The organism is Pseudomonadaceae bacterium SI-3, from assembly GCA_004010935.1.
Lineage (GTDB): Bacteria > Pseudomonadota > Gammaproteobacteria > Pseudomonadales > Pseudomonadaceae > Stutzerimonas.
In genome coordinates, this window is the sequence record CP026511.1 from 1,584,399 (window position 1) to 1,605,036 (window position 20,638).

The window sequence follows — 20,638 nt, forward strand, 5'->3', positions numbered from 1 at the left end:
TAAGGGCAAATAATCTTGATCAGGGGCGACTGGCGAATTTAAAGGGTTTTTAACCATCGATGCTGCCGGCTCGTCTGAAGCGTTCATATCTCCCCCTAGTGTTTGATCAGCGGTAATTCGCGTGGTTTGTTCTATTAGTGAAATCGACAGCAGGCATGGTGCGCGCCTTTTAGCTGATTATATTGGTAAGACAGGCTCATTCCGCTAGCCTGCGCGCCCAAGCTGACGCCTCGCGCGCGTATTGGTCGCAAAATGGTTGAAGTTGGCGGTGCGGACGATGTATCTATCTTCAGCGGTTACAGTCATCAAATGCAGACTCAGCCGTACAACCAAGCCGGACGCCAGGGGCCGATGCTTCTTCATTGCACGCTACCGCAGCGGTGCTGCATTGTTTACAGCTTGTTTGCGACCTATGGGGCATCGGCGATGTCAGGTCGCTTGTCGCTAGGCTTTCCACAGAGCAATCTGCTATCGCTGGTTGCCACCTCACCGCGGCGCGATGAACAGTACAAAAGGAGACATCCATGAGCGCAAGCCTAGATACGTGCGAGTCGGAGCGTGGTCGGGGAGAGGCATTGCCAAATGAAAATTTGAACTTGATGGAAGAGGTGAACCGGCTAAGCCTTGAAAGCTCGAAGTTGCTAGCCGAAGCGGAGCTATTGGAGATAAGGCGACGGCACGCTGATGCTAAGCATCCTTGGCGGAAGGTCATTATCCCGTTTGGTATTGCCTTTGCGCTGGTGCTTAGCGTTTCAGCTGTAACTGTATTGTTAACCAAGCTGGCTTTGTAAGCGCTACGGTAGTTGCCTATACTGGCGGCGCCCGTGACTCTGATTAGGTTAAGTTCGTTCTTGCGACAACCGCGACGGATTTCCACTAATGGTATTTCTGCCGCAGGCGGGTCGCAGGGGCTCGAGCGATGGTTTACGTAGGTCGTCGCTATTGTCACAGTCGGATTCATTTGATCCGATTGCGGACCTCCGAACGCAAACGTCGATACTCAAATACGGCCAACGGTAAGTCCCGGTCCTTGGCGCCCATCCGTTCTATGTCGTGCGAGGCCAGCCAGCCTCTGTGCCACCATGCGAAGGTGGGGTCCCCGGTACAGGCTACTGATCCAATCATGAGGTATGCCGCTGGTGCCGTAGTAGGCTCCCGCCAGTTGGCCGCAGATAGCTGCGGTCGTGTCTGCGTCATCACCCAGATTAGCCGCAGCCAGGATGGCCGCTTCGCATGACTCGGTGTGCCAGAAACACCACAGGGCAGCTTCTAAACTTTCCACGACATAGCCGGATCCAACGATTTCGTCCACGTTCAGGTTTTTGAATCGCTGGGCCATGATCCGCGACGTGGAGTCGGGCATCTCGAAGTCAACTTCGCCTGGGAACAGGCTTGCCTTGTCCTGCTCACCAGCTAAAGCCCTGAGTAATACCAGAGTGAAGTACTGGCAGCACGCCAAGCACTCTGCGGAGGCATGCGTAGTCCTTGAGCTCAGCGCGGCGAAATCAATAGCGTCTTTAGGTCGGCGTGCGAAATACATTGGGATAGGCGCCAGGCGCATCAGGGATCCATTGCCGGAGGACGCAGAGTCGGTCGCACCACTGTAGGGCTCTCCCGTTTTTTGGAACCGAACAAGAGCGGCGGCGACCGTCTTGCCGATGCCAAATGCATGAGAGCGGCATGAATTATGGCCCTCATTAGCCCAGCGCCAGTAGCGCTGCATCTGGTCAATTGGATCGAATCCATTGCACTCGATTAGGCTTTCACCCAAGCACAGGGCCATAGCCGTGTCGTCAGTCCACTCGCCTTTATTCAGGCGAAACTTTCCGCCGCCGGTTAGCCCGGTAACTGGTGCAAATTTACCGCGGGGCAAAAACTCCACCGCAGCCCCGACTGCGTCACCACAGGCAAGGCCCAACAAACATCCCTCGAATCGCTCGAGACTCCATTCCATTCGCTACATCCTCCTAAGAATGCGGCCCGCCAAGTGCTATGGCAGACAAGCCGCTTTTTGATTTTGGAAGGCTCGTAAGATTTAAGTTTATACAGTCGCCTGGTCTGCCTGACATGAACATATTTTGGTTGTTGTCTCAGCAGGCAGCCCTGATGGTGCCGTTCGAAAACTTTACCTGTATGCGTAGCCAGACTGGATGTGTCTTCTCGGTGGACATATCGTATTAGCAGCTCACCCCCATCTGATTGGACCGAAGACAGCGTCAGACCGTCGAGGCGCACACTAACTAGGTAGCAAGGAGCGAACGCAGATGAAAAAGCCGTCTACGGTGGCCGCCTTAGAGGATCTCGGACGCGTCAGGCTCTCCAAACACTTCTTCATGCGAGACTTTTTGTACTCGGAAATCTCTCAGATCGAAGGAATAGCTAACGTTCCTGATTACCCAGACCGCGCCGTCGAGGCTGGCCGCCAGCTTTGCGAGCAGTTGCTCGAGCCCCTCCAGGATCGTTTCGGTCGGATTTGCATTCGCTCCGCTTATCGCGCTCCAGCAGTGAATGCGAGAGGGGCTGATAAGGGAAACCAATATAGGTGCGCCTCGAATGAGAGCAACTATGGCGGACATATTTGGGACTACCTGGACGCTGATGGCTACCTTGGTGCCACAGCCTGTCTCGTCGTCCCGGCCTTGTTACCGTGGTATGAGGAACACCAGGATTGGACGCCGTTGGCTTGGTGGATTCACGACAACTTGCCTTACGCTAGTCAGTTCTGGTTTCCAAAAATGGCGGCGTTCAACTTGCGGTGGACCGGCAATCCGAACACGCTGCCGAACATAAATACTTATGTGGTCAACCCTCATACCGGAGACAAGAAGGCGTTGGTTAAGGAGGGTGTCGCCACGCTCAGGCTGGATGAGCGTAAGGCTATCATTCGCCCTTGGTTAGCCAGCTTGGCGTGATCGAACTAGCTGATGCAGAAAGCCCCCTGAGCTTCGGTCGACGCTGGCATCAGGGCAGCGCTGGATGGCTCCGTTTGGCGGACGGTGCAGGTTGTAGCTTTACCCGGTGATAGCACAAAGATATTGTGGCCATCGCTGACACCCTGGCGGTGCTGCATAACCTCTCAAGGACGACCTTCGGCGCGTTTTTCAAGGACGTTAGCTGCGGTCCGGCTCGCTGTGAATTGCCTTAGCTAGGGCATCCGTATTGGTATCGTTTTAGGACTGGTGCATGGACAAGAAGTCTTTATCCGAACGGGACATCTGCAGCAAATTCATCTCCCCGGCCGTTGCGATGGCGGGATGGGACATGCAGAAACAAGTCCGTGAGGAAGTCAGCTTCACCAAAGGGCGCATCATCGTGCGCGGCAAGCTGCATAGCCGCGGAGAATCACGCCGAGCTGACTATATTCTTTACCACCAGACCAACCTGCCGATCGCGGTTATTGAGGCGAAGGACAACAAGCACTCCCTGGGCTCGGGTATGCAGCAGGCGCTGGGATATGCCGAAGCGCTGGACGTGCCCTTCGTGTTCTCCAGTAACGGCGATGGCTTTTTGTTCCATGACCGCAGCGGCACGGGGGATCAGGTCGAAACGGAGCTGAAGCTCGGCCAGTTCCCAAGTCCCGCCGAACTATGGCAGCGCTATTGCCGCTGGAAGGGGCTGGAAGGCGATGCCCGTCAGAAGGCCGAGGCGCCGTATTACGACGACGGCTCAGGGCGGATGCCGCGTTACTACCAGACCAACGCCATCAACCGCACCGTTGAGGCCGTCGCTCGCGGGCAGGATCGCATTCTGTTGGTCATGGCTACCGGTACCGGCAAGACCTACACCGCCTTCCAGATTATCTGGCGGCTGTGGAAGTCGAAGCAGAAGAAACGCATCCTCTTTCTGGCCGACCGCAATATCCTCGTCGACCAGACCAAAAACAACGATTTCAAGCCCTTTGGCGCAGCGATGACCAAGATCGCCAAGCGGCAGATTGATACGTCCTACGAGATCTACCTATCGCTGTATCAGGCCGTGACCGGCGCCGAGGAAGAGCAGAACGTCTACAAGCAGTTCTCCCGCGACTTCTTCGACCTGATCGTGATCGACGAATGCCACCGCGGCAGCGCAGCGGAGGATTCGGCCTGGCGCGAGATCTTCGAATACTTCTCCGGGGCTACTCACATCGGCCTTACGGCGACGCCGAAGGAGACCAAAGAGGTTTCCAGCATCACCTACTTCGGTGACCCGGTGTACAGCTACACCTTGAAGCAAGGTATCGACGACGGCTTCCTCGCGCCCTACAAAGTGGTGCGCATCGACTTCGACAAGGACCTGCAAGGCTGGCGGCCGCCCAAGGGCATGCTCGACAAGAACGGCGAGCTGATCGAAGACCGCATCTACAACCTCAAGGATATGGATCGCACCCTGGTGATCGAGGCGCGCACCCAGCTGGTAGCCCAGAAGGTCACCCAGTTCCTGAAAGCCACAGATCCATTCCAGAAGACCATAATTTTCTGTGACGACATCAATCACGCCGAGCGCATGCGTCAGGCGTTGGTAAATCTGAATCCGGAGCGCGTTGCCGAAAACCGCAAGTACGTTATGCGCATTACCGGGGATGATCAGGAAGGCAAGGCCGAACTGGATAACTTCATCGACCCAGAGTCGCGCTACCCAGTCATCGCCACCACCAGCAAGCTGATGACAACCGGCGTCGATGCCCAAACGTGCAAGCTGGTGGTGCTCGATCAGCACATAAAATCCATGACCGAGTTCAAGCAGATCATCGGCCGCGGCACCCGCATCAACGAGGATTTTGGCAAATACTGGTTCACCATCATGGACTTCAAGAAGGCCACTGAGCTGTTTGCCGATCCGGCATTCGATGGCGATCCCGTTGTGATCTACGCCCCCTCAGGCGATGAGCCTCCGGTCCCGCCTAATGACCTGCTGGAAGGTGACGGGATTACCGCAGGCGGCGAAGCCGAGGCTGGCGATCTGGAATTCACAGGTGATGATGGCGGTAAGAAACGCATCAAGTACGTCATCGACAGCATCCCGATCTACGTCATTGCCGAGCGCGTGCAGTACTACGGCCCGGACGGCCGGCTCATCACCGAGTCGCTGAACGACTACACCCGCACCTGTGTGCACAAGCAGTTTGCCTCGCTGGATGATTTTCTCCGGCGCTGGAGCGACGCGGAGCAGAAGAAGGCGATCATTGACGAGCTGGCTGCTCAGGGCGTGATGTGGGAAGCCCTGGCCGAAGAAGTGGAAAAGAAACAGGGCAAGCTGTTGGATCCGTTCGATCTGATCTGCCACGTCGCTTTCGACCAGCCTGCCCTGTCTCGTCGCGAGCGAGCCGACCAGGTAAAGAAGCGCAACTACTTCGCCAAATACTCCGGCGCTGCGCGTCAGGTGCTCGAGGCGTTGCTCGACAAGTACGCCGATACGGGTATTGAGCACATTGAAGACATAAAGATCTTGCAGCTTGATCCTTTCAGTCAGTTAGGTGCGCCTGTCGAGCTGGTGAGGGCCTTTGGCGGAAAGCCTGGCTATCAGCAAGCCATTCACGATCTAGAGGCTGAGTTGTATGGCTCTTGATGCCTTCAGTCAGCCGTGCTGTGGGTAAGCGACAGCCCACTTAAAACGTAACCGACTTGCAGCCTTCTTTGGAAATACAAATGGCATCAGCGCCCAGAGGTTCCTCACTACGTGGAATTTCACCTCCCGGCACGGACGAATATGTCCGTGCGTTGCGTTCTATCGAGCAAGAAATAACAGCACTACAGCGTGACATGCTCATCGCGCACGCTCGCTTTCCCGGGCACGCATGCACGATGACGCAATTGGCTACCTTGGTAGGAAAAACCAGCTTTCAGGTAGCGAATAATCAATATGGACGATTAGGTGGCAAGCTCATCGCGGCACTGGGTATTCCAAGCCCGAAGTGGAAGGTTTATGCCATTGCTGGATTTGATGATGATCCCGAAACAGGGGAAAGCAGAGCCTGCATGTACCCAGAGGTTAAGGCAGCACTGCAGCAAATGGGATGGATATCGGGCGAAGCGTCCAACGAAGCACCGCGTTTAAGCGAGCTGCAGTCAGTAGCAAAGCAAGCAGTACCGACCCCGGATGTCGGCATGCTTAGCATTAACGAAGTCATTACGACTTTGCAGCAGCGAGGGTTCACGAAACCTGCCCAATCGGGTCTCAAAGTGATCCGCCTGGATCATCCAGGCTTGGCGTCCCCTGTGTACGTCAAGCAAAGCAGCAGTATCCACGCTCGCCTGCAAGCGCCTCTCGTGCTTCATCCACAATACGAGGCTGTCGTACTAAACCTGATATCGCAGCCCGGTATCGCAAGGGGGCATACCCGCTACTACCACAACAGCAATCTGCGCGGCTTTCCAAAGCGGCGCAACGGAGGGGCAAGCGACATTGCCTATGGTGTGGATGTAGGGTTCCACAGCAGCGCGGCCTTGCTGGTGCTGGTGGACCAGTTACTAGGCGAGCCGCGGACGCTGGTTTCGAATACGGAGCACTTCGCTGAGTTAGCTCAGGTTCTACCAGAAGACATCGCGCTGACAGACACCGAACGCGACGCCTTGATCAAGGCGCGTGTCGGTCAAAGCGGCTATCGCGATGAACTGCTTGGGTATTGGGGCGGCTGTGCCGTCACCGACTGCTGCGTACCGATGCTGTTGCGCGCGTCACACATTAAACCTTGGCGCGTCGCCAGTGGGGCAGAGCGGCTCGACCCGTTCAACGGGCTCCTGCTGACACCAAACCTCGACCTGGCTTTCGACCAGGGCCTGATCAGTTTCGACGACTTCGGGCAGATTCTCCTTGGCGAGGACCTGGACCCAGACAGCGCTCGAGCGCTGAATATCACCTCCGACCTTCGCCTGCGCCAGATCGATGCGCGTCATCGTGAATACCTGGCCTGGCATCGTGACAATCTGTTTAGGAAGTAAGCATGTCCATCAGCTCCACCATCAAATCCATCCAGGACATCATGCGCAAAGACGTGGGTGTCGACGGCGACGCCCAGCGCATCGGCCAGCTGGTCTGGCTGCTGTTTCTCAAGATCTTCGATGACCGCGAGCTGGAATGGGAGTTGATGGACGACAACTACCGCTCGCCCATTCCTGAAAGCTGCCGCTGGCGCACCTGGGCTTCCGACCCGGAAGGCATGACGGGCGACGCGCTGAAGGACTTCATCGACAACAACCTGTTCCCCCAGCTACAGAACCTGCATGAGTACAGCAACACGCCGTCGGCGTTCGTGGTGCGCAGCGTGTTCGAAGATGCCTACAACTACATGAAATCCGGCCAGCTGCTGCGCCAGGTGATCAACAAGATCCAGCAGGGCGTGGACTTCAACAAGGCTCAGGAACGCCACGAGTTCGGCAATCTCTACGAACAGCTGCTGCGTGACCTGCAGAACGCCGGCAACGCCGGGGAGTTCTACACCCCGCGCCCGGTCACCGAGTTCATGGTGCGCATGGTCGACCCCAAGCTCGACGAGAAGGTCATGGACCCGGCCTGCGGCACCGGCGGCTTTCTCACCTGCACCATCGAGCACAAGCGCAGCCGCTATGTAAAAACCGCAGAGGACGAGCGCACCCTGCAGGCAAGCATCTACGGTGTGGAGAAGAAGCCGCTGCCGCACCTGCTGGCCACCACCAACATGATCCTCCACGGCATCGAAGTGCCGAACCAGATCCGCCACGACAACACCCTGGCGCGTCCGCTGATCAGCTGGGGGCCGAAGGAGCGTGTCGACTGCATCGTCGCCAACCCGCCGTTCGGCGGCATGGAAGAGGACGGTATCGAAACCAATTTCCCGGCCGCCTTCCGTACCCGTGAAACCGCTGACCTGTTCCTCGTACTGATCATGCACCTGCTGAAAGATGGCGGCCGCGCTGCGGTGGTGCTGCCCGATGGCTTCCTGTTCGGCGAAGGCATCAAAAGCCGCATCAAGGAAAAGCTGCTCACCGAGTGCAACCTGCACACCATCGTTCGCCTGCCCAACGGCGTATTCAACCCCTACACCGGCATCAAGACCAACCTGCTGTTCTTCACCAAAGGCACACCGACCAAAGAGGTGTGGTTCTACGAGCACCAGTACCCAGCCGGCGTGAAGAACTACTCCAAGACGCGCCCCATGCGCATAGAAGAGTTCGCCGTGGAAGAGGCGTGGTGGGGCAGTGAGGCCGATGGCTTTGCCGCACGCGTGGAAAACGAGTTCGCCTGGAAGGTCAGCCTGGATGAACTGAAAGCTCGCAACTGGAACCTCGACTGCAAGAACCCCCATGTCGGCGAGCAGATCAGCCACGACCCGGAACAGCTGCTGCGTGATTACGCGCAGCTGCAAGGCGAAATCAGCCAGCTGCGCGACCAGCTCAAGGCCGTGCTGGCCGAGGCGCTGGAGCGGCCATGAGCGACGTCGCCATCTACGAAAGTGCCAGCGGCCAGATCGCCGTCACCGTCGAGCACGACAGCGTATGGTTGCGCCAGGAGCAACTGGCCGAGCTGTTCGGCCGTGACCGCACCGTGATCGGCCGGCATATCCGCAACATCTTTGAAGAGGGTGAGCTGGAGCGTGAAAGCAATGTGCAAAATCTGCACATTGCTGGCTCCGACAAGCCGGTGGCCTTTTACAACCTCGACGTGATCATCTCCCTCGGCTACCGGGTGAAGTCTCGTGAAGGTACACGCTTTCGCCAGTGGGCCAATCAGGTACTCAAGCAGCACCTGACCCGCGGCTACAGTCTCAACCGCGAACGTTTCGAGGCCAACGCCCGCGAACTGGAAGCGGCGCTGGAACTGGTGCGCAAGGCCGCTCGCACGCCCGAACTGGGCGAAGCCGGCGGGCGTGGGCTGGTGGAAATCGTCAGCCGCTACACTCAGACCTTCCTCTGGCTGCAGCGCTACGACGAAGGCCTGCTCACCGAGCCCACCGGCAGCCCCGGCGGTGAATTGCCCGATGCAACCCAGGCGCGCCGACAGCTGGCCGAACTCAAAGCACAGCTGATGGCCCGTGGTGAAGCCAGCGACCTGTTCGCCCGCGAACGCGGCGATGGCCTGGCTGCATTGCTCGGTAACCTCGAACAAAGCGTTTTCGGCGAGCCGGCCTACCCGAGCCTGGAGAGCAAAGCGGCGCACCTGCTGTATTTCGTGGTCAAGAATCATCCCTTCGCCGATGGCAACAAACGCAGCGGCGCCTATCTCTTCGTCGACTTCCTGCACCGCAACGGCCGCCTGCTCGATGCTGAGGGCAATGCCGTGATCAATGACACCGGTCTGGCAGCCCTGACCCTGCTCGTCGCCGAATCCGCCCCCCCACAGAAAGACACCCTGATCCGCCTGATCATGAACATGCTTGCCCCGGAAAATCGCCCATGACCGCTCTGCTGACCGACAACCTGCCGCTGCTGGCCGGTGCACCTAATGGCATCAAAAAGCTGCGTGAGCTGATTCTGGAGCTGGCGGTGCGCGGCAAGTTGGTACCACAAGACCCGAATGATGAGCCGGCCAGTGAGTTACTAAAGCGGATTGCCGAGGAAAAAGCGCGCTTGGTGGCTGAGGGGAAGATCAAGAAGCAGAAGCCACTGGCTGAAATTGGCGAAGAGGAGAAGCCGTTTGACTTACCTACCAACTGGGAGTGGGTTCGCATAGCCGCTGTTGGCCATGATTGGGGCCAGAAAACCCCGGACAAATCATTCACATATATCGACGTTGGTGCTGTTGATAATGCCGCTGGAAGGATCAGTACCCCCCAAGTTCTAATGGCTGAGGGTGCGCCATCGCGAGCGCGTAAAGTAGTTCAGCCAGGAACAGTGATTTACTCAACTATTCGACCATACCTTCTGAACGTTGCTGTGATTGACGAAGCATACGAGCAGGAACCAATTGCCAGCACTGCGTTCGCCATCATCCACCCCTACTTGGAGATGCCTGCAAGATATTTTCTCTGGTATTTAAGAAGCCCGGTTTTTGTGAGGTACGTTGAGTCTGTACAAATGGGCATTGCGTACCCAGCCATCAATGACGGTCAGTTTTTCAGTGGACTAATTCCGCTTCCCCCACTCGCCGAACAACACCGCATCGTCGCCAAAGTCGATGAGCTGATGGCCCTCTGCGACCGTTTGGAAGCCCAGCAGGTCGATGCCAAAAGCGCCCACGCCCTTCTCATGCAGGCGCTGCTGCACAGCCTGACTCAGGCCGCCGATGCCGAAGACTTCGCCGCCAGCTGGCAGCGCCTGGCCGCGCATTTCCACACCCTGTTCACCACCGAATCCAGCATCGACGCCCTGAAGCAAACCCTGCTGCAACTGGCCGTGATGGGCAAACTGGTACCGCAAGACCCCAATGATGAGCCAGCCAGTGAATTGCTTCAGCGCATAGCCGTGGAGCGGCTGGACAGGGAAGGCTCGCGCAGATCGAAAAGTCAGGTCGAACTTAGAGAAATCGACGGTTCGGAAAAAAAGTTCGAGCTTCCTGCAGGCTGGGAGTGGGTTCGACTTCAACAGATAGTTTCAGTCTCCTCTGGAGATGGTCTTGTATCTGCAAAAATGAATACCGAGGGCAGTGTCCCTGTCTATGGCGGTAATGGAGTTACTGGTCACCATGATAGACAGAACGTTGAAAAGGAAACCCTAGTTATCGGTCGCGTAGGTTACTACTGCGGATCCATACATCTAACGCCGGCGAGTGCTTGGGTTACGGATAATGCTCTGATTGTTAGATTTTCAGAGAGAAATATCGATAAGAGTTTTCTCTTTTGGCTCCTTAAAGGGACGAACCTTAAAGAGCAAGAAAATGCTACTGCGCAACCTGTAATTTCTGGTCGAAAGATATACCCCATCGTGTTAGCCATTCCCCCACTCGCGGAACAACGCCGGATTGTCGCCAAGCTCAACCAACTTATGGTCCTCTGCGACCAGTTAAAAACCCGCCTGACCCAGGCTCGTCGACTCAACGAACAGCTGGCCACCGCATTGGTCGAGCAGGCCGTGGCCTAAACGAAGGAGTGCAGGGATGCCTATTCGCACGCAAGTCTGGACTGTCGGCGCGCAGCCCGTAGCCCTCAAGGCGGCGCGGTTAGTCAGCGAGCAGTTGCTCGAGAATATGATCGTCGCAGCACCGGCATTGGTTTCGGAGGACTGGCTGCTGATCGGTCAGCAGGAAAGCACCGGCTATGGTGGTCGCATCGACCTGCTGGCGCTGGCGCCGGATGCCTCGCTCGTGCTGATCGAACTCAAACGCGACCGCACCCCTCGCGAGGTGGTGGCACAGGCGCTGGACTATGCCGCCTGGGTCGAGCATCTTGAGGCGGACGAGATTGCCGCCATTTATCAGCGCTTCAAGCCGCAGGGCGATCTGGCTGCTGATTTCCAGGCGCGTTTCGGGGCGCCGCTGGATATCGAGTCGCTCAATCAAAGCCATCAGATCGTCATCGTTGCCGCCGAGCTGGATGCCAGCAGCGAGCGCATCGTCAGCTACCTCAGCGAGCGTGATATCGCGATCAATGTGCTGTGCTTCCAGGTGTTCCAGCTGGGCGAGCAGCAACTGATCAGCCGCGCCTGGCTGCTCGACCCTGCCGAAACGCCACAACCCACCGCAGTCGCCAAGCCCGGCACGACCAGCGAACCCTGGAACGGCGAGTTCTACTGCTCCTTCGGCCACGGCCCGAGCCGCTCTTGGCCCGAGGCACGGCAGTTTGGCTTCATCTGCGGTGGTGGCGGCAGCTGGTACAGCAACAGCCTGAAGGTGCTCAGCCCTGGCGACCGTATCTGGGTCAACGTACCCGGTGCCGGATATGTCGGCGTTGCGCAGGTTACCGGCCATGCCACCCCGGCCCTTGAGTTTCGTATTCCCTATCAGGGCAACGAGGTACCGGCACTGGAGCTGCTCAACGGCGCTAATTATCACCGCGATCTGGCCGATGACCCGGAACGTTGTGAGTACTTCTTGTCGGTGGAGTGGCTGTTCAGCCTGCCGCTGAACGAAGCCATCAAGGAAGTCGGCCTGTTCGGCAACCAGAACACTATCTGCCGCCCAACCACCCCGAAGTGGCGCTGGACGGTGGACCGATTGAAAGAACGCTTCGGCGTGAAAGCCTGATTCGCGAATTGCTTTGATCCCTCTGCTTTAAACGGACGCTTTGGTCATGATGGATTTGCTGCAACACCTGATCCCCGATTTCGCCCATATGTTCAGTGCCAACCCTAACGGCATCAGCGCCTGGTTCTGGCTGGTCACCGCACTGATCTTCGGGTTTTCGCTGTTCTTCTTGATGCTGCATTTCCGGCATTTCAAAGCGCGCATGCGTGCACTGCGCTCGCTGCTGGACGGGCAGAGCAAGGACACCCTGGCTGCCAGCCGAAGAGAAACGCTGCACAAGGCACAGGAACTGAAGGCATCCAATGTCGGCATGCTCTGGCGCGAGTTCGATGAAAGTCTCGTGCAGTCGTCCGACCAGCAAAAGCTGTTCAACACTCTGGATGCCGAGCATTTCTTCAATGCGCGCACGCTGGCCAGTGGTCTGACGGCCAGCCGCCTGCTGGCCGCAGCACCCAGTTTCCTGGTGGCGGTCGGTGTGTTGGGTACCTTCGTTGGTTTGACCGTCGGGCTTGAGGGGCTGGTGGGCACGTCCGACGAGATCGAGGCGCTAAAGGGCGGCATCAACAAGCTGATCTCCGGCGCTGCTGTGGCGTTCATGACATCTGTCTGGGGCGTTGCCTTCAGCCTGCTGCTGAACATCATCGAGAAGATGTTCGAGCGTAGTGCGCTGAATGATATTCAGCGGCTGCAGCACGATATCGACTTTCTCTATCCGCGAATTCCTGCCGAGCAGTCGCTGGTGCATATCGCGGAATACGGCAAAGAAAGCAAGGAAGCGCTGCAGGAGTTGCACGAGCGAATTGGCGATCGGCTGCAGGAAACCCTCAACGGCATGAATGAGGCTATGCAGACAGCGCTGACCGATGCGTTGAACAACATCATGGCTCCTGCAATACAGACTTTGGTCAGCACCACCAGTCAGCAATCGACGCAGGTGCTGGAGACCCTGGTTGGAAGCTTCATGGAGGGCATGACGTCGGTCGGCCGCGAGCAGGGCAACCAGATGCAGCAGGCGGCTGCTGACGTAAACGCCGCCGTGAGTGGCATGAGCGAACGTTTGGGCCAAGTGTTCACGAGCCTGAGCGAGCAACAGAGCCGGCAGATGGAGGTGGCGCAGCAGCAGAGCGGTCAGTTTGAGACCCAATTACAACGCATCACAAGCTCTGCAGATCAGCGACAGGAACAGATGGAGCAGCGTTTCAGCGAGCTGATGGCTGGCCTATCCAGCCAGTTGCAGGGGCAGTTGGGTTCGGCGCAGCGCCGAGATGAAGAACGTCAAGCCATGTTCGAGCGCTTGCTGAGTGAGTCCAGCGCGAATCAAACGGTGCTTCTGGAGAAGTTCTCCAGCTCCACACAGGACCAGATGCGGGTGATGGCAGAGGCAGGTAACGAGCGTCATAACAATCTCGAGAAAGTTTTCTCTCGTCTGATGATGAACCTGAACACACAGCTCGATACGCAGATGGGTGCCTCAGAGCAGCGTGAGCAGGCCAGGGCACAGCGCCATGAGCAGCAGCAAGCGGCAGCCCTGGCGCAACAGCAGCAGCTCATTGGCAGCTTCGGCCAGACCAGCCAGCAGCAGATTGGCGCGATAGCCGAAGCCGCTGCGATGCAACAGCGCAATCTCGAAGAAACGGTTAGCAAGTTGCTCGGCAGTTTCAATGAGCAAGTAAGCGGACACGGTATGCAGGCGGAGCAGCGTGAGCAGAGCCGCCAGCAGCGCTTCAATGAACAGTTGGAAAACATGGCTGCGCAGCAACAGGAGCTGCTGGCGGGCATCGCATCCGCTGTGCAGGTTACTCAACAGCAAAGTCGCCAGATGGCTGAGCAACATCAGCAGTTGATGATGCGCTTGCAGCAGGCAACCGAAGCTTCCGCAATCAGCAGCAAGCATATGGACAGCAGCGCTAATCAGTTGGGCCTGCTTTCTACCAATTTGCGCCAGGCCTCTGATGTGTTGGGACAGCGTCTCGAAGCGGTTACCCAAAGCGTGGAAGCCGCGGGCACCCAGAACGCCGCACTGGCTGCGCAACTACAGGGCCAGGCAAATTCGCTGTCGCAGTTGCAGGCGGCGCTGCTAGAGGGCGCTCAACGGTTCGAGCAAGCCGCGAGCGAAGCACGCAACGGCTTCGGTGACATGAAACAGACTCAGCAGGAATTCCTGTCTGGAGTAAGGCATGAGTTCACCACGCTGGGCGAGACTCTGCGCGCCCAGGTAGAGACCATCGAGAAGCAGGCCGAAGAGTGGCTGCGTAGCTACGCCAGCGAGGTGCGCACGCAGACTGACGATCGCATGAATAAGTGGAACGAAGTATCGCTTGCCTATGCCGACCAGATGCACCGCAACGTTCAGGCGGTTAGCGGCATTCTGGATGAGCTGGAGGCACGCTGATGCGCTTTCGCAAGTCGCTTGGCGCCCCCGTTGATGAGGAGAACCCGTACTGGATGTCCTTCTCGGACATCATGTCGGCGTTGCTGGTCATCTTCATCCTGGCATCGGTCATCCTGATGTTGCAGCTGATGGAAATTCAGCAGGAGCTGAAGGAGCGGCAAGTTCAGTTTGAGCAGGAGATCGTCGAGCTGAAGAAAGCTGAGGAAGTGCGCCGCACCATCCTCGATGAGGCTGTTGAGGCTTTACGCAAGCGCGGCATCAAGGTTGAAGTAAGCGAAAATCATACGGTGCTGAGCATTCCCAACGATCTTCTTGGCTTCGATACCGGTGCCTATGACATCCATCCGGCCTATCAGGCGCGTGCGCTTGAGATCGGCAAGGTCATCAATGAAGTGATTTCACGTGACGATCGAGTGGATTTCCTGGATACGATTTTTATCGAGGGGCACACGGACAATCGCCCGCTGCAGGGTTTTATGGGCAAGGGCAACTGGGGGCTTTCGACTTTCCGTGCGATCTCACTCTGGCAGTTCTGGGGTGAGGCGTTGCCAAGCGAGGAGCAACTTTCGCGCCTGGATAACAAGGACGGCAACCCGCTCTTTTCAGTGAGCGGATATGGCGAAACGCGCCCTGTTCTGGTTCAACAGGTTACCGAGGACGACTTCAAACGCAATCGTCGCATCGACATCCGTTTCACCATCCGCCGACCGGATAGTGCGCAGTACGAACAAGTTAAGGAGCGGCTGGAGGTGGCCAAGCCATGAGGCTGCCTCCAGTAGAGTTTCCTTCGGTCAGCTGGGACGCTCAGCTACTCGAGCGCTGGACGGTATTGGAAAGAAAATCTGCCTCTATGGGGGCGAAGGCCGGAAACAATGACGCGTTCGAGCAGATGCTCGCGCTGCTGCGTGGCATGGCCAGCTCTGGAAGGTTCGATCGTCTGCCTGAGCTGCTACAGCGGCGCCTAACGGCTCGGGCGCTGAGCTGGCTGTGGCTAAATGATGAGGTGATTGCCAGCCGCCTGCTCAATCCTCAGCTGTTGACTGCCTTGCTGGACGCCCAGCAACCACGTCTCACCCGTATGACGCTGCAGCAGTTGGCACAGCTGTATTTCCGGCGATTCGATAGGTTGGACGAAAAGGAAGGGTTCCGCGAGATTCTGGAGCGGAGCCTGTTACAGCAGCTTGACCTGATTCCGCCGTCCAAGATCCAGACCTCGCAGGCCGATCCTCTGGTAACGCTCAAACGCGAGGGGCATTGGTTGCTTAGCATTGATGGTCCGCGACACCTTGCTGAACGAGTGCGTCAAGGCGGGCGTGAGCTTGGCGAGACGTTTCAAGAGCTCGGCTTGCACGGCTTTGATGATGGCCGTTATGGCGATATCTGCCGGGCACACTTTTATCTCGAGACGTTGCGACACTTGCCCCCTGGCGAGTCTGATCCGGTGCTGGATGAGTTGCTCAAGCCGTCCGTTGCTAAGGCACCCTTCGAAGGCGCACGGCGTATCGGCCATGTTGCGCTCGAGATCCTCATCGACCGTGCCGGCCAGGAACCTGGCTATGTCTGGCAGAACTTCATCCTTAACCTGGCAGGGGACCCACGTATATCCAGCTCCGCAGTCAATTTTCGGGAGTGGTGGCAGCCGTTGGGGCATGAGCGGATTCAGAAGGTACGGGGCTGGTTATCGAAAGAGGACTTGCGGCTGTTCCTCCAAGCAGTAGAACAGTACGCCCTAGAAACGGCCAACACGGAAATGCAGCGGATGTTTCCCGCTCGCAAGCGATTCCTCGAAGGGCTCTTTAAGCTCAAGTTAATTCGCAACACAAGGCTTTTACTGGGCGGCAAGGCTCAGCAGTCGGTCAAGCGGATCCTTGGAAAGGACGTTAAGACTAGCTTCGCGCGGATGGATGGGCCGATGAATGACAAGGCCGTTATCTATCTCGACTGCGGCGATTTCCATCTGGTTGAGGGCTCACATAGTTTCAAGATTTGGGTCTACCTGGCAGCGCCTGGCGAGGCCCTCAGAACCTATGAGCGCAATACCTTCAGTCACTATGACCTGACTACTACGGTTCCCGGGATTTACAAAAAGCTCTACCCTGGCCTGCCCTACGACGCTTTCGTGCATACCCCTTACACGTGGCAAAACAAGGTCTTCACTTTCCTGGCAGAGAATGGCATTGCTGTTGATATCGAGCAGCTTCTCAGCCCGGAAGACTATCGCCTCCAGCTACGTAAATTCGGAATCCCTGCGGTAAGTTCCAGGCGTACGGTGGTTCCTCCTTCGGCAAAAGAGGAAGCCAAGACGGCAACGCGATCGGCTACCGTCTCAAAACAAGGAACTGAAGACGCCGCGGCGCCGACGTCGCGTAATGTCGACGTTCTCTCGCGAGCACGGCGTCCAGATGATGTTGCATCAGAGTCTGCAAACGGTGCGGTCAAAGCGAGAGCCGTTGTTCCGGGAGACGGTAAGCCGGTATCGCAGCAGACAGCCAAGCCATCATTCAGCTCGCTTCAGCTGGCAGCCCTGCGCCATCTCAATGCTCATCCGCATTGCGAGTTCCATGCATTGCTCGAAGCCGTAAGCGGCCAGGGCGGCAATGTATTGAACGTGAGGACGATGCTGGAAGGCAGTCTCTCCCAATACGTTAAGCAGGACGAGGATGGAGCTTGGCTGCTGTCATCGTCCGGCGTGCAACTGTTAGCGGAACGGACCGCCGCGGCTCCTACAAATGCAACTCGGAGCGTGCCTGAAGCGGCAACGGCAACGGCAACGGCAACGGCAACGGCAACGGCAACGGCAACGGCAACTGCAGCCGCAGGCTCAAGGCTCGCTAAGCTCGAGCCGTTTGCGCTTGCCGTGTTGCATTACTTCGCTGCCAACCCGGGCGATAAGGTTCGTTATGCAGCGAATGTGCTGGAGGTCGACACGAGATTGGTCAACCAGGCTCTATTCGGGCCATTAAAAGGGATCTGTACGCAGGATGATAAATACGGATGGCACCTGACAGACGCCGCTCAACGGGAGCTGGAAGCGTTCGAGACACAGGCGGAGAAGTCGTAATGCGCCTTATAGATATGCTGAAGTCGCTGATTGGCGAGCGTGATGTGGCGGTCGGTAGTCAGGAGGGGTTTGCGTCGAGTGCAGACTCCAATGGGGTCAATTTTTATCTCCCCGTCCAGACGTTCAAGGCGTTGCAAGGTGGCAAAGGCAACGCATTGCAGAAAATTCAGCTGATTGTTCTGAACATGCTCGCAGAGCAAGGCATCGCAGAGCATACGGCCAACGGCTTCCATGTCGGCGCTGAAGATGTTGCCGGTATGGACATTGAGCAGGCCGATATCCTGCGGCTACCTCGGCGATTCACGGGTCGCTTTCAGGCCACTATCAGCGGCCGAACAGGCAACAGCAGCTTCCGCGTTGGGATAGCTGTGGAAGTGGCTGAAGGTGTCACACCTTTCTCGCGCAAAGGACCATATTTATACCTGACGAGTACCGAAAGCTATTGGCTTACGCCAGCTGAGCTGATGGGGCTGATGGCTTGGGAAAAGCATGAGTCGCTCGAACCAGCACAACGAGGCGAGGCGGCTAACCTTCGTTTGATGGCCGAGCTACAGACAGCTGCCCGAAGCGGTATGCGCATCGATCTAAGCCATTTCGATCGACTCGATGTGGTTGTTCCGGAAAACGTTGGCGTAATCGCTACCCGACTGCCTGACGGCAGCCTAATGCTGTGCCCGAGTCTGGGTGATGGATCGACGCCCGATCAGCTGGAGAAGCGCTGGTCGCAGCTCGACATGAGCGCTGACGGTGGCGTGCTGCGGATCGACAATCGCGTGGTGTTGCTCGATCAGGTGAAGATGGATGGCGTTCGCAATGTGCTGGCCAACAAACGAATCCCGCCGGATAAGGTTGCCGAGTTCATTGCCTCGCCTACGGCCTTTCTGGATGCTGCACTGATAAATCTCGAGGTCGGTTTCTCGGTCCGCGTCGCTGGTATTGGCAAGCTACAGCACATGGACTTTGGCGCGTTGGATGCGGCCAAGAATGACTGGTTTGCCCTGGATAAGCGCCCCGCACCAGCTGAAATCATCCCGAAGGTGGTTCAGACGCCGGAAGAACTACAGCGCTTCGAGGAAGTGTTACAGGCCGCGTTGGAACAGGGTGCAACGAGTCTGAGTTTTGCCGGTGAGGTCATCGACATCTCGGACGTGCCACTTGTTGCGCGTCAACTGGAACGGGTGAAGGGGGCGTTCGACAAGCCCGAGCGGACGGACCAATCCGGCGCACTTGAAGACGACTTTGACGAGATCAATGAAAAGGTTGCCGTCATTCTTAAAGATGCCGGCGAGATCAATTCAACGCTGCTGGCAAAAGCCAGTAATGCTCGCTTGCTGGACTCGCCAAACTGGTCCGCTTATGCGCGGCAGCCATTCCCGCATCAGGTCGAAGGTGTTGAGTGGATGCTCAGGCTGATGAGTGCCGCGTTATCCGACGATCATGATGACCTCTATCGCTTACAGGGCAGCCTTCTTGCCGATGACATGGGTTTGGGCAAGACATATATGTCGCTGGTCGCAATCGGCGAATACCTGGCGGCCCAGCGCCGTAGCGAGGAGCCGCAGAAACCAGTCTTGGTAGTCGCACCGCTTAGTCTGTTGGAAAACTGGGAAGACGAAGTAGGGAAGACTTTCCACGGCATTCCGTTCCGTGATCTGGTGGTGCTGCAATCTGGAAGAGATTTGAACAGTTACCGCGTCAAAGGCGCCGAGCGGGAGTCGGTTCAGCTTGCTGCCCTGGCTGATGATGACGGCATGATGGATGCCCAGAGCATTCGTTATGCGTTGACCATTGGGCCAGAGGCGGGTGCTCAACGCCTGGATATGGATCGTCGTTTGGTTTTAACAACGTACCAGACGCTGCGTGACTACCAGTTTTCGTTATGCAGGATCGACTGGGGCATGGTCATTTTCGACGAAGCGCAGAACATCAAGAACCCTAACGCACTGCAAACCCGTGCGGCAAAGGGGTTGAAGGCCGACTTCAAGCTGCTGGCCACTGGCACGCCTGTGGAGAACAGCCTCGGTGACTTTTGGTGCTTGATGGATACGGCCCAGCCGGGATTGTTTGGCAGTTGGGAGAACTACCGAGACACTTGGATCAAGCCGATTCTCTCGGCCGGCGAGAAGGAGCGCGACGAGGTCCGTGTTCGTCTGGGTGAGCAACTGCGCAAGGCGGTCGGGCCGTTCATGCTACGCCGCGTCAAGGAGGATCAGCTCAAAGGCCTGCCCAGCAAAACCATCCGCAGTGGCGTAGAGCAGGTGGATCGAGGCATACAGCGTTACGCGCCTGAGCTGGGCGTATCCATGCGCGGAATTCAACTGCAGGTGTACGACGATGTGCTAGACGGATACCGTGCTCGACGCGCCAGCGCAGAGGACATGCGTGGTTCGGCTCTTGCGGCGCTTACGCAGTTGCGCTCCGTCTCGCTGCATCCTCGTCTGGACGACGAGTCATCGCTGTATAGCCGTGATGGCCGTCATGCGCGCCAGTTGATGTCCGAGTCCGGCAAGTTAGCCGTCATGCTTCAACTGCTGGATGAAATTCGGGATAAGGGCGAAAAGGTCATTCTGTTCATGATGACTAAGCGCCTGCAGAGGGTCTTGAAGCTGTGGCTGGACCAGATCTACGGACTGGACATTGCGGTTATCAACGGCGATACGAAGGCTGTAGCTACCAAAGCGGAAGATATGACTCGCAAGAAGCTCATTGCTGAATTTGAAGCGAAGTCGGGCTTCAACCTGCTGATCATGTCTCCCGTCGCAGCGGGTGTGGGATTAACAGTTGTTGGCGCTAACCACGTAGTTCACCTGGAACGGCACTGGAACCCCGCGAAAGAAGCGCAGGCCTCCGACCGCGTGTATCGAATTGGGCAGCAGAAGGAGGTCTTCATCCATCTGCCTGCCGTAACGCATCCACAGTTCGATTCATTCGATGTTCATCTGGATCGCCTGCTGCGCGGCAAGTTAATGCTCAAGGATGCTGTGGTGACACCAGAAGCGGTTAGTGAGAGCGAGATGATTTACTCGATGGGGCTGTAGCCACGTGATCGGCACGCCCTACCGGAAGCTGCACGAAGGATAGCCAGTACGCCACCTGTTACCTGTGGCAGC

At 57.3% G+C, this 20,638-nt stretch carries 14 protein-coding genes; 13 read left to right on the plus strand and 1 reads right to left on the minus strand.

Features of this window, described 5'->3' with window-relative positions:
* Window positions 1-524 precede the first annotated feature (524 nt).
* Window positions 525-791, plus strand: coding sequence for a hypothetical protein (locus tag C1896_07685; protein ID AZZ44804.1), 267 nt, complete (start codon window positions 525-527; stop codon window positions 789-791).
* 209 nt (window positions 792-1,000) lie between these two features.
* Here C1896_07685 and C1896_07690 read toward each other — a convergent pair whose 3' ends face one another.
* Window positions 1,001-1,954 carry an ADP-ribosylglycohydrolase gene (locus tag C1896_07690; protein ID AZZ44805.1) on the minus strand — a complete coding sequence of 318 codons (954 nt, stop codon included), beginning with the start codon at window positions 1,952-1,954 and terminating at the stop codon, window positions 1,001-1,003.
* Between the two features lie 38 nt (window positions 1,955-1,992).
* Between C1896_07690 and C1896_07695 the strand changes: the two genes are divergently transcribed.
* The 12 genes from C1896_07695 (at window position 1,993) to C1896_07750 (ending at window position 20,566) form a co-directional block, all read left to right on the plus strand.
* Window positions 1,993-2,181, plus strand: a complete 189-nt coding sequence (locus C1896_07695) for a hypothetical protein (GenBank protein ID AZZ44806.1) — start codon at window positions 1,993-1,995, stop codon at window positions 2,179-2,181.
* 83 nt (window positions 2,182-2,264) lie between these two features.
* Window positions 2,265-2,912 carry a peptidase M15 gene (locus C1896_07700; GenBank protein ID AZZ44807.1) on the plus strand — a complete coding sequence of 216 codons (648 nt, stop codon included), beginning with the start codon at window positions 2,265-2,267 and terminating at the stop codon, window positions 2,910-2,912.
* A gap of 271 nt (window positions 2,913-3,183) precedes the next feature.
* Window positions 3,184-5,547 carry a restriction endonuclease gene (locus C1896_07705; GenBank protein AZZ44808.1) on the plus strand — a complete coding sequence of 788 codons (2,364 nt, stop codon included), beginning with the start codon at window positions 3,184-3,186 and terminating at the stop codon, window positions 5,545-5,547.
* A gap of 410 nt (window positions 5,548-5,957) precedes the next feature.
* Window positions 5,958-6,920: an HNH endonuclease gene (locus C1896_07710; GenBank protein ID AZZ44809.1), complete on the plus strand. Its 963-nt coding sequence runs from the start codon at window positions 5,958-5,960 to the stop codon at window positions 6,918-6,920.
* A gap of 2 nt (window positions 6,921-6,922) precedes the next feature.
* A complete protein-coding gene (locus C1896_07715; protein AZZ44810.1) occupies window positions 6,923-8,389 on the plus strand; it encodes a DNA methyltransferase in 1,467 nt (488 codons plus the stop codon).
* Window positions 8,386-9,354: a hypothetical protein gene (locus C1896_07720; GenBank protein ID AZZ44811.1), complete on the plus strand. Its 969-nt coding sequence runs from the start codon at window positions 8,386-8,388 to the stop codon at window positions 9,352-9,354. The genes C1896_07715 and C1896_07720 overlap by 4 nt, the downstream gene beginning before the upstream one ends.
* Window positions 9,351-10,973: a restriction endonuclease subunit S gene (locus tag C1896_07725; protein AZZ44812.1), complete on the plus strand. Its 1,623-nt coding sequence runs from the start codon at window positions 9,351-9,353 to the stop codon at window positions 10,971-10,973. The genes C1896_07720 and C1896_07725 overlap by 4 nt, the downstream gene beginning before the upstream one ends.
* A gap of 16 nt (window positions 10,974-10,989) precedes the next feature.
* Window positions 10,990-12,075 (plus strand): nuclease, encoded by a 1,086-nt coding sequence (locus tag C1896_07730; GenBank protein AZZ44813.1) that lies wholly within the window; start codon window positions 10,990-10,992, stop codon window positions 12,073-12,075.
* A 46-nt stretch (window positions 12,076-12,121) separates the two neighbouring features.
* Window positions 12,122-14,467: a chemotaxis protein gene (locus C1896_07735; protein ID AZZ44814.1), complete on the plus strand. Its 2,346-nt coding sequence runs from the start codon at window positions 12,122-12,124 to the stop codon at window positions 14,465-14,467.
* Entirely contained in the window at window positions 14,467-15,231 is a 765-nt protein-coding gene (locus C1896_07740) for a chemotaxis protein MotB (GenBank protein AZZ44815.1), read from the plus strand. Before C1896_07735 ends, C1896_07740 begins: the two co-directional genes overlap by 1 nt.
* Complete coding sequence (locus C1896_07745) at window positions 15,228-17,528, plus strand: hypothetical protein (protein ID AZZ44816.1); 2,301 nt, start codon at window positions 15,228-15,230, stop codon at window positions 17,526-17,528. Before C1896_07740 ends, C1896_07745 begins: the two co-directional genes overlap by 4 nt.
* A complete protein-coding gene (locus C1896_07750) occupies window positions 17,528-20,566 on the plus strand; it encodes an ATP-dependent helicase (GenBank protein ID AZZ44817.1) in 3,039 nt (1,012 codons plus the stop codon). The genes C1896_07745 and C1896_07750 overlap by 1 nt, the downstream gene beginning before the upstream one ends.
* Window positions 20,567-20,638: the final 72 nt, after the last annotated feature.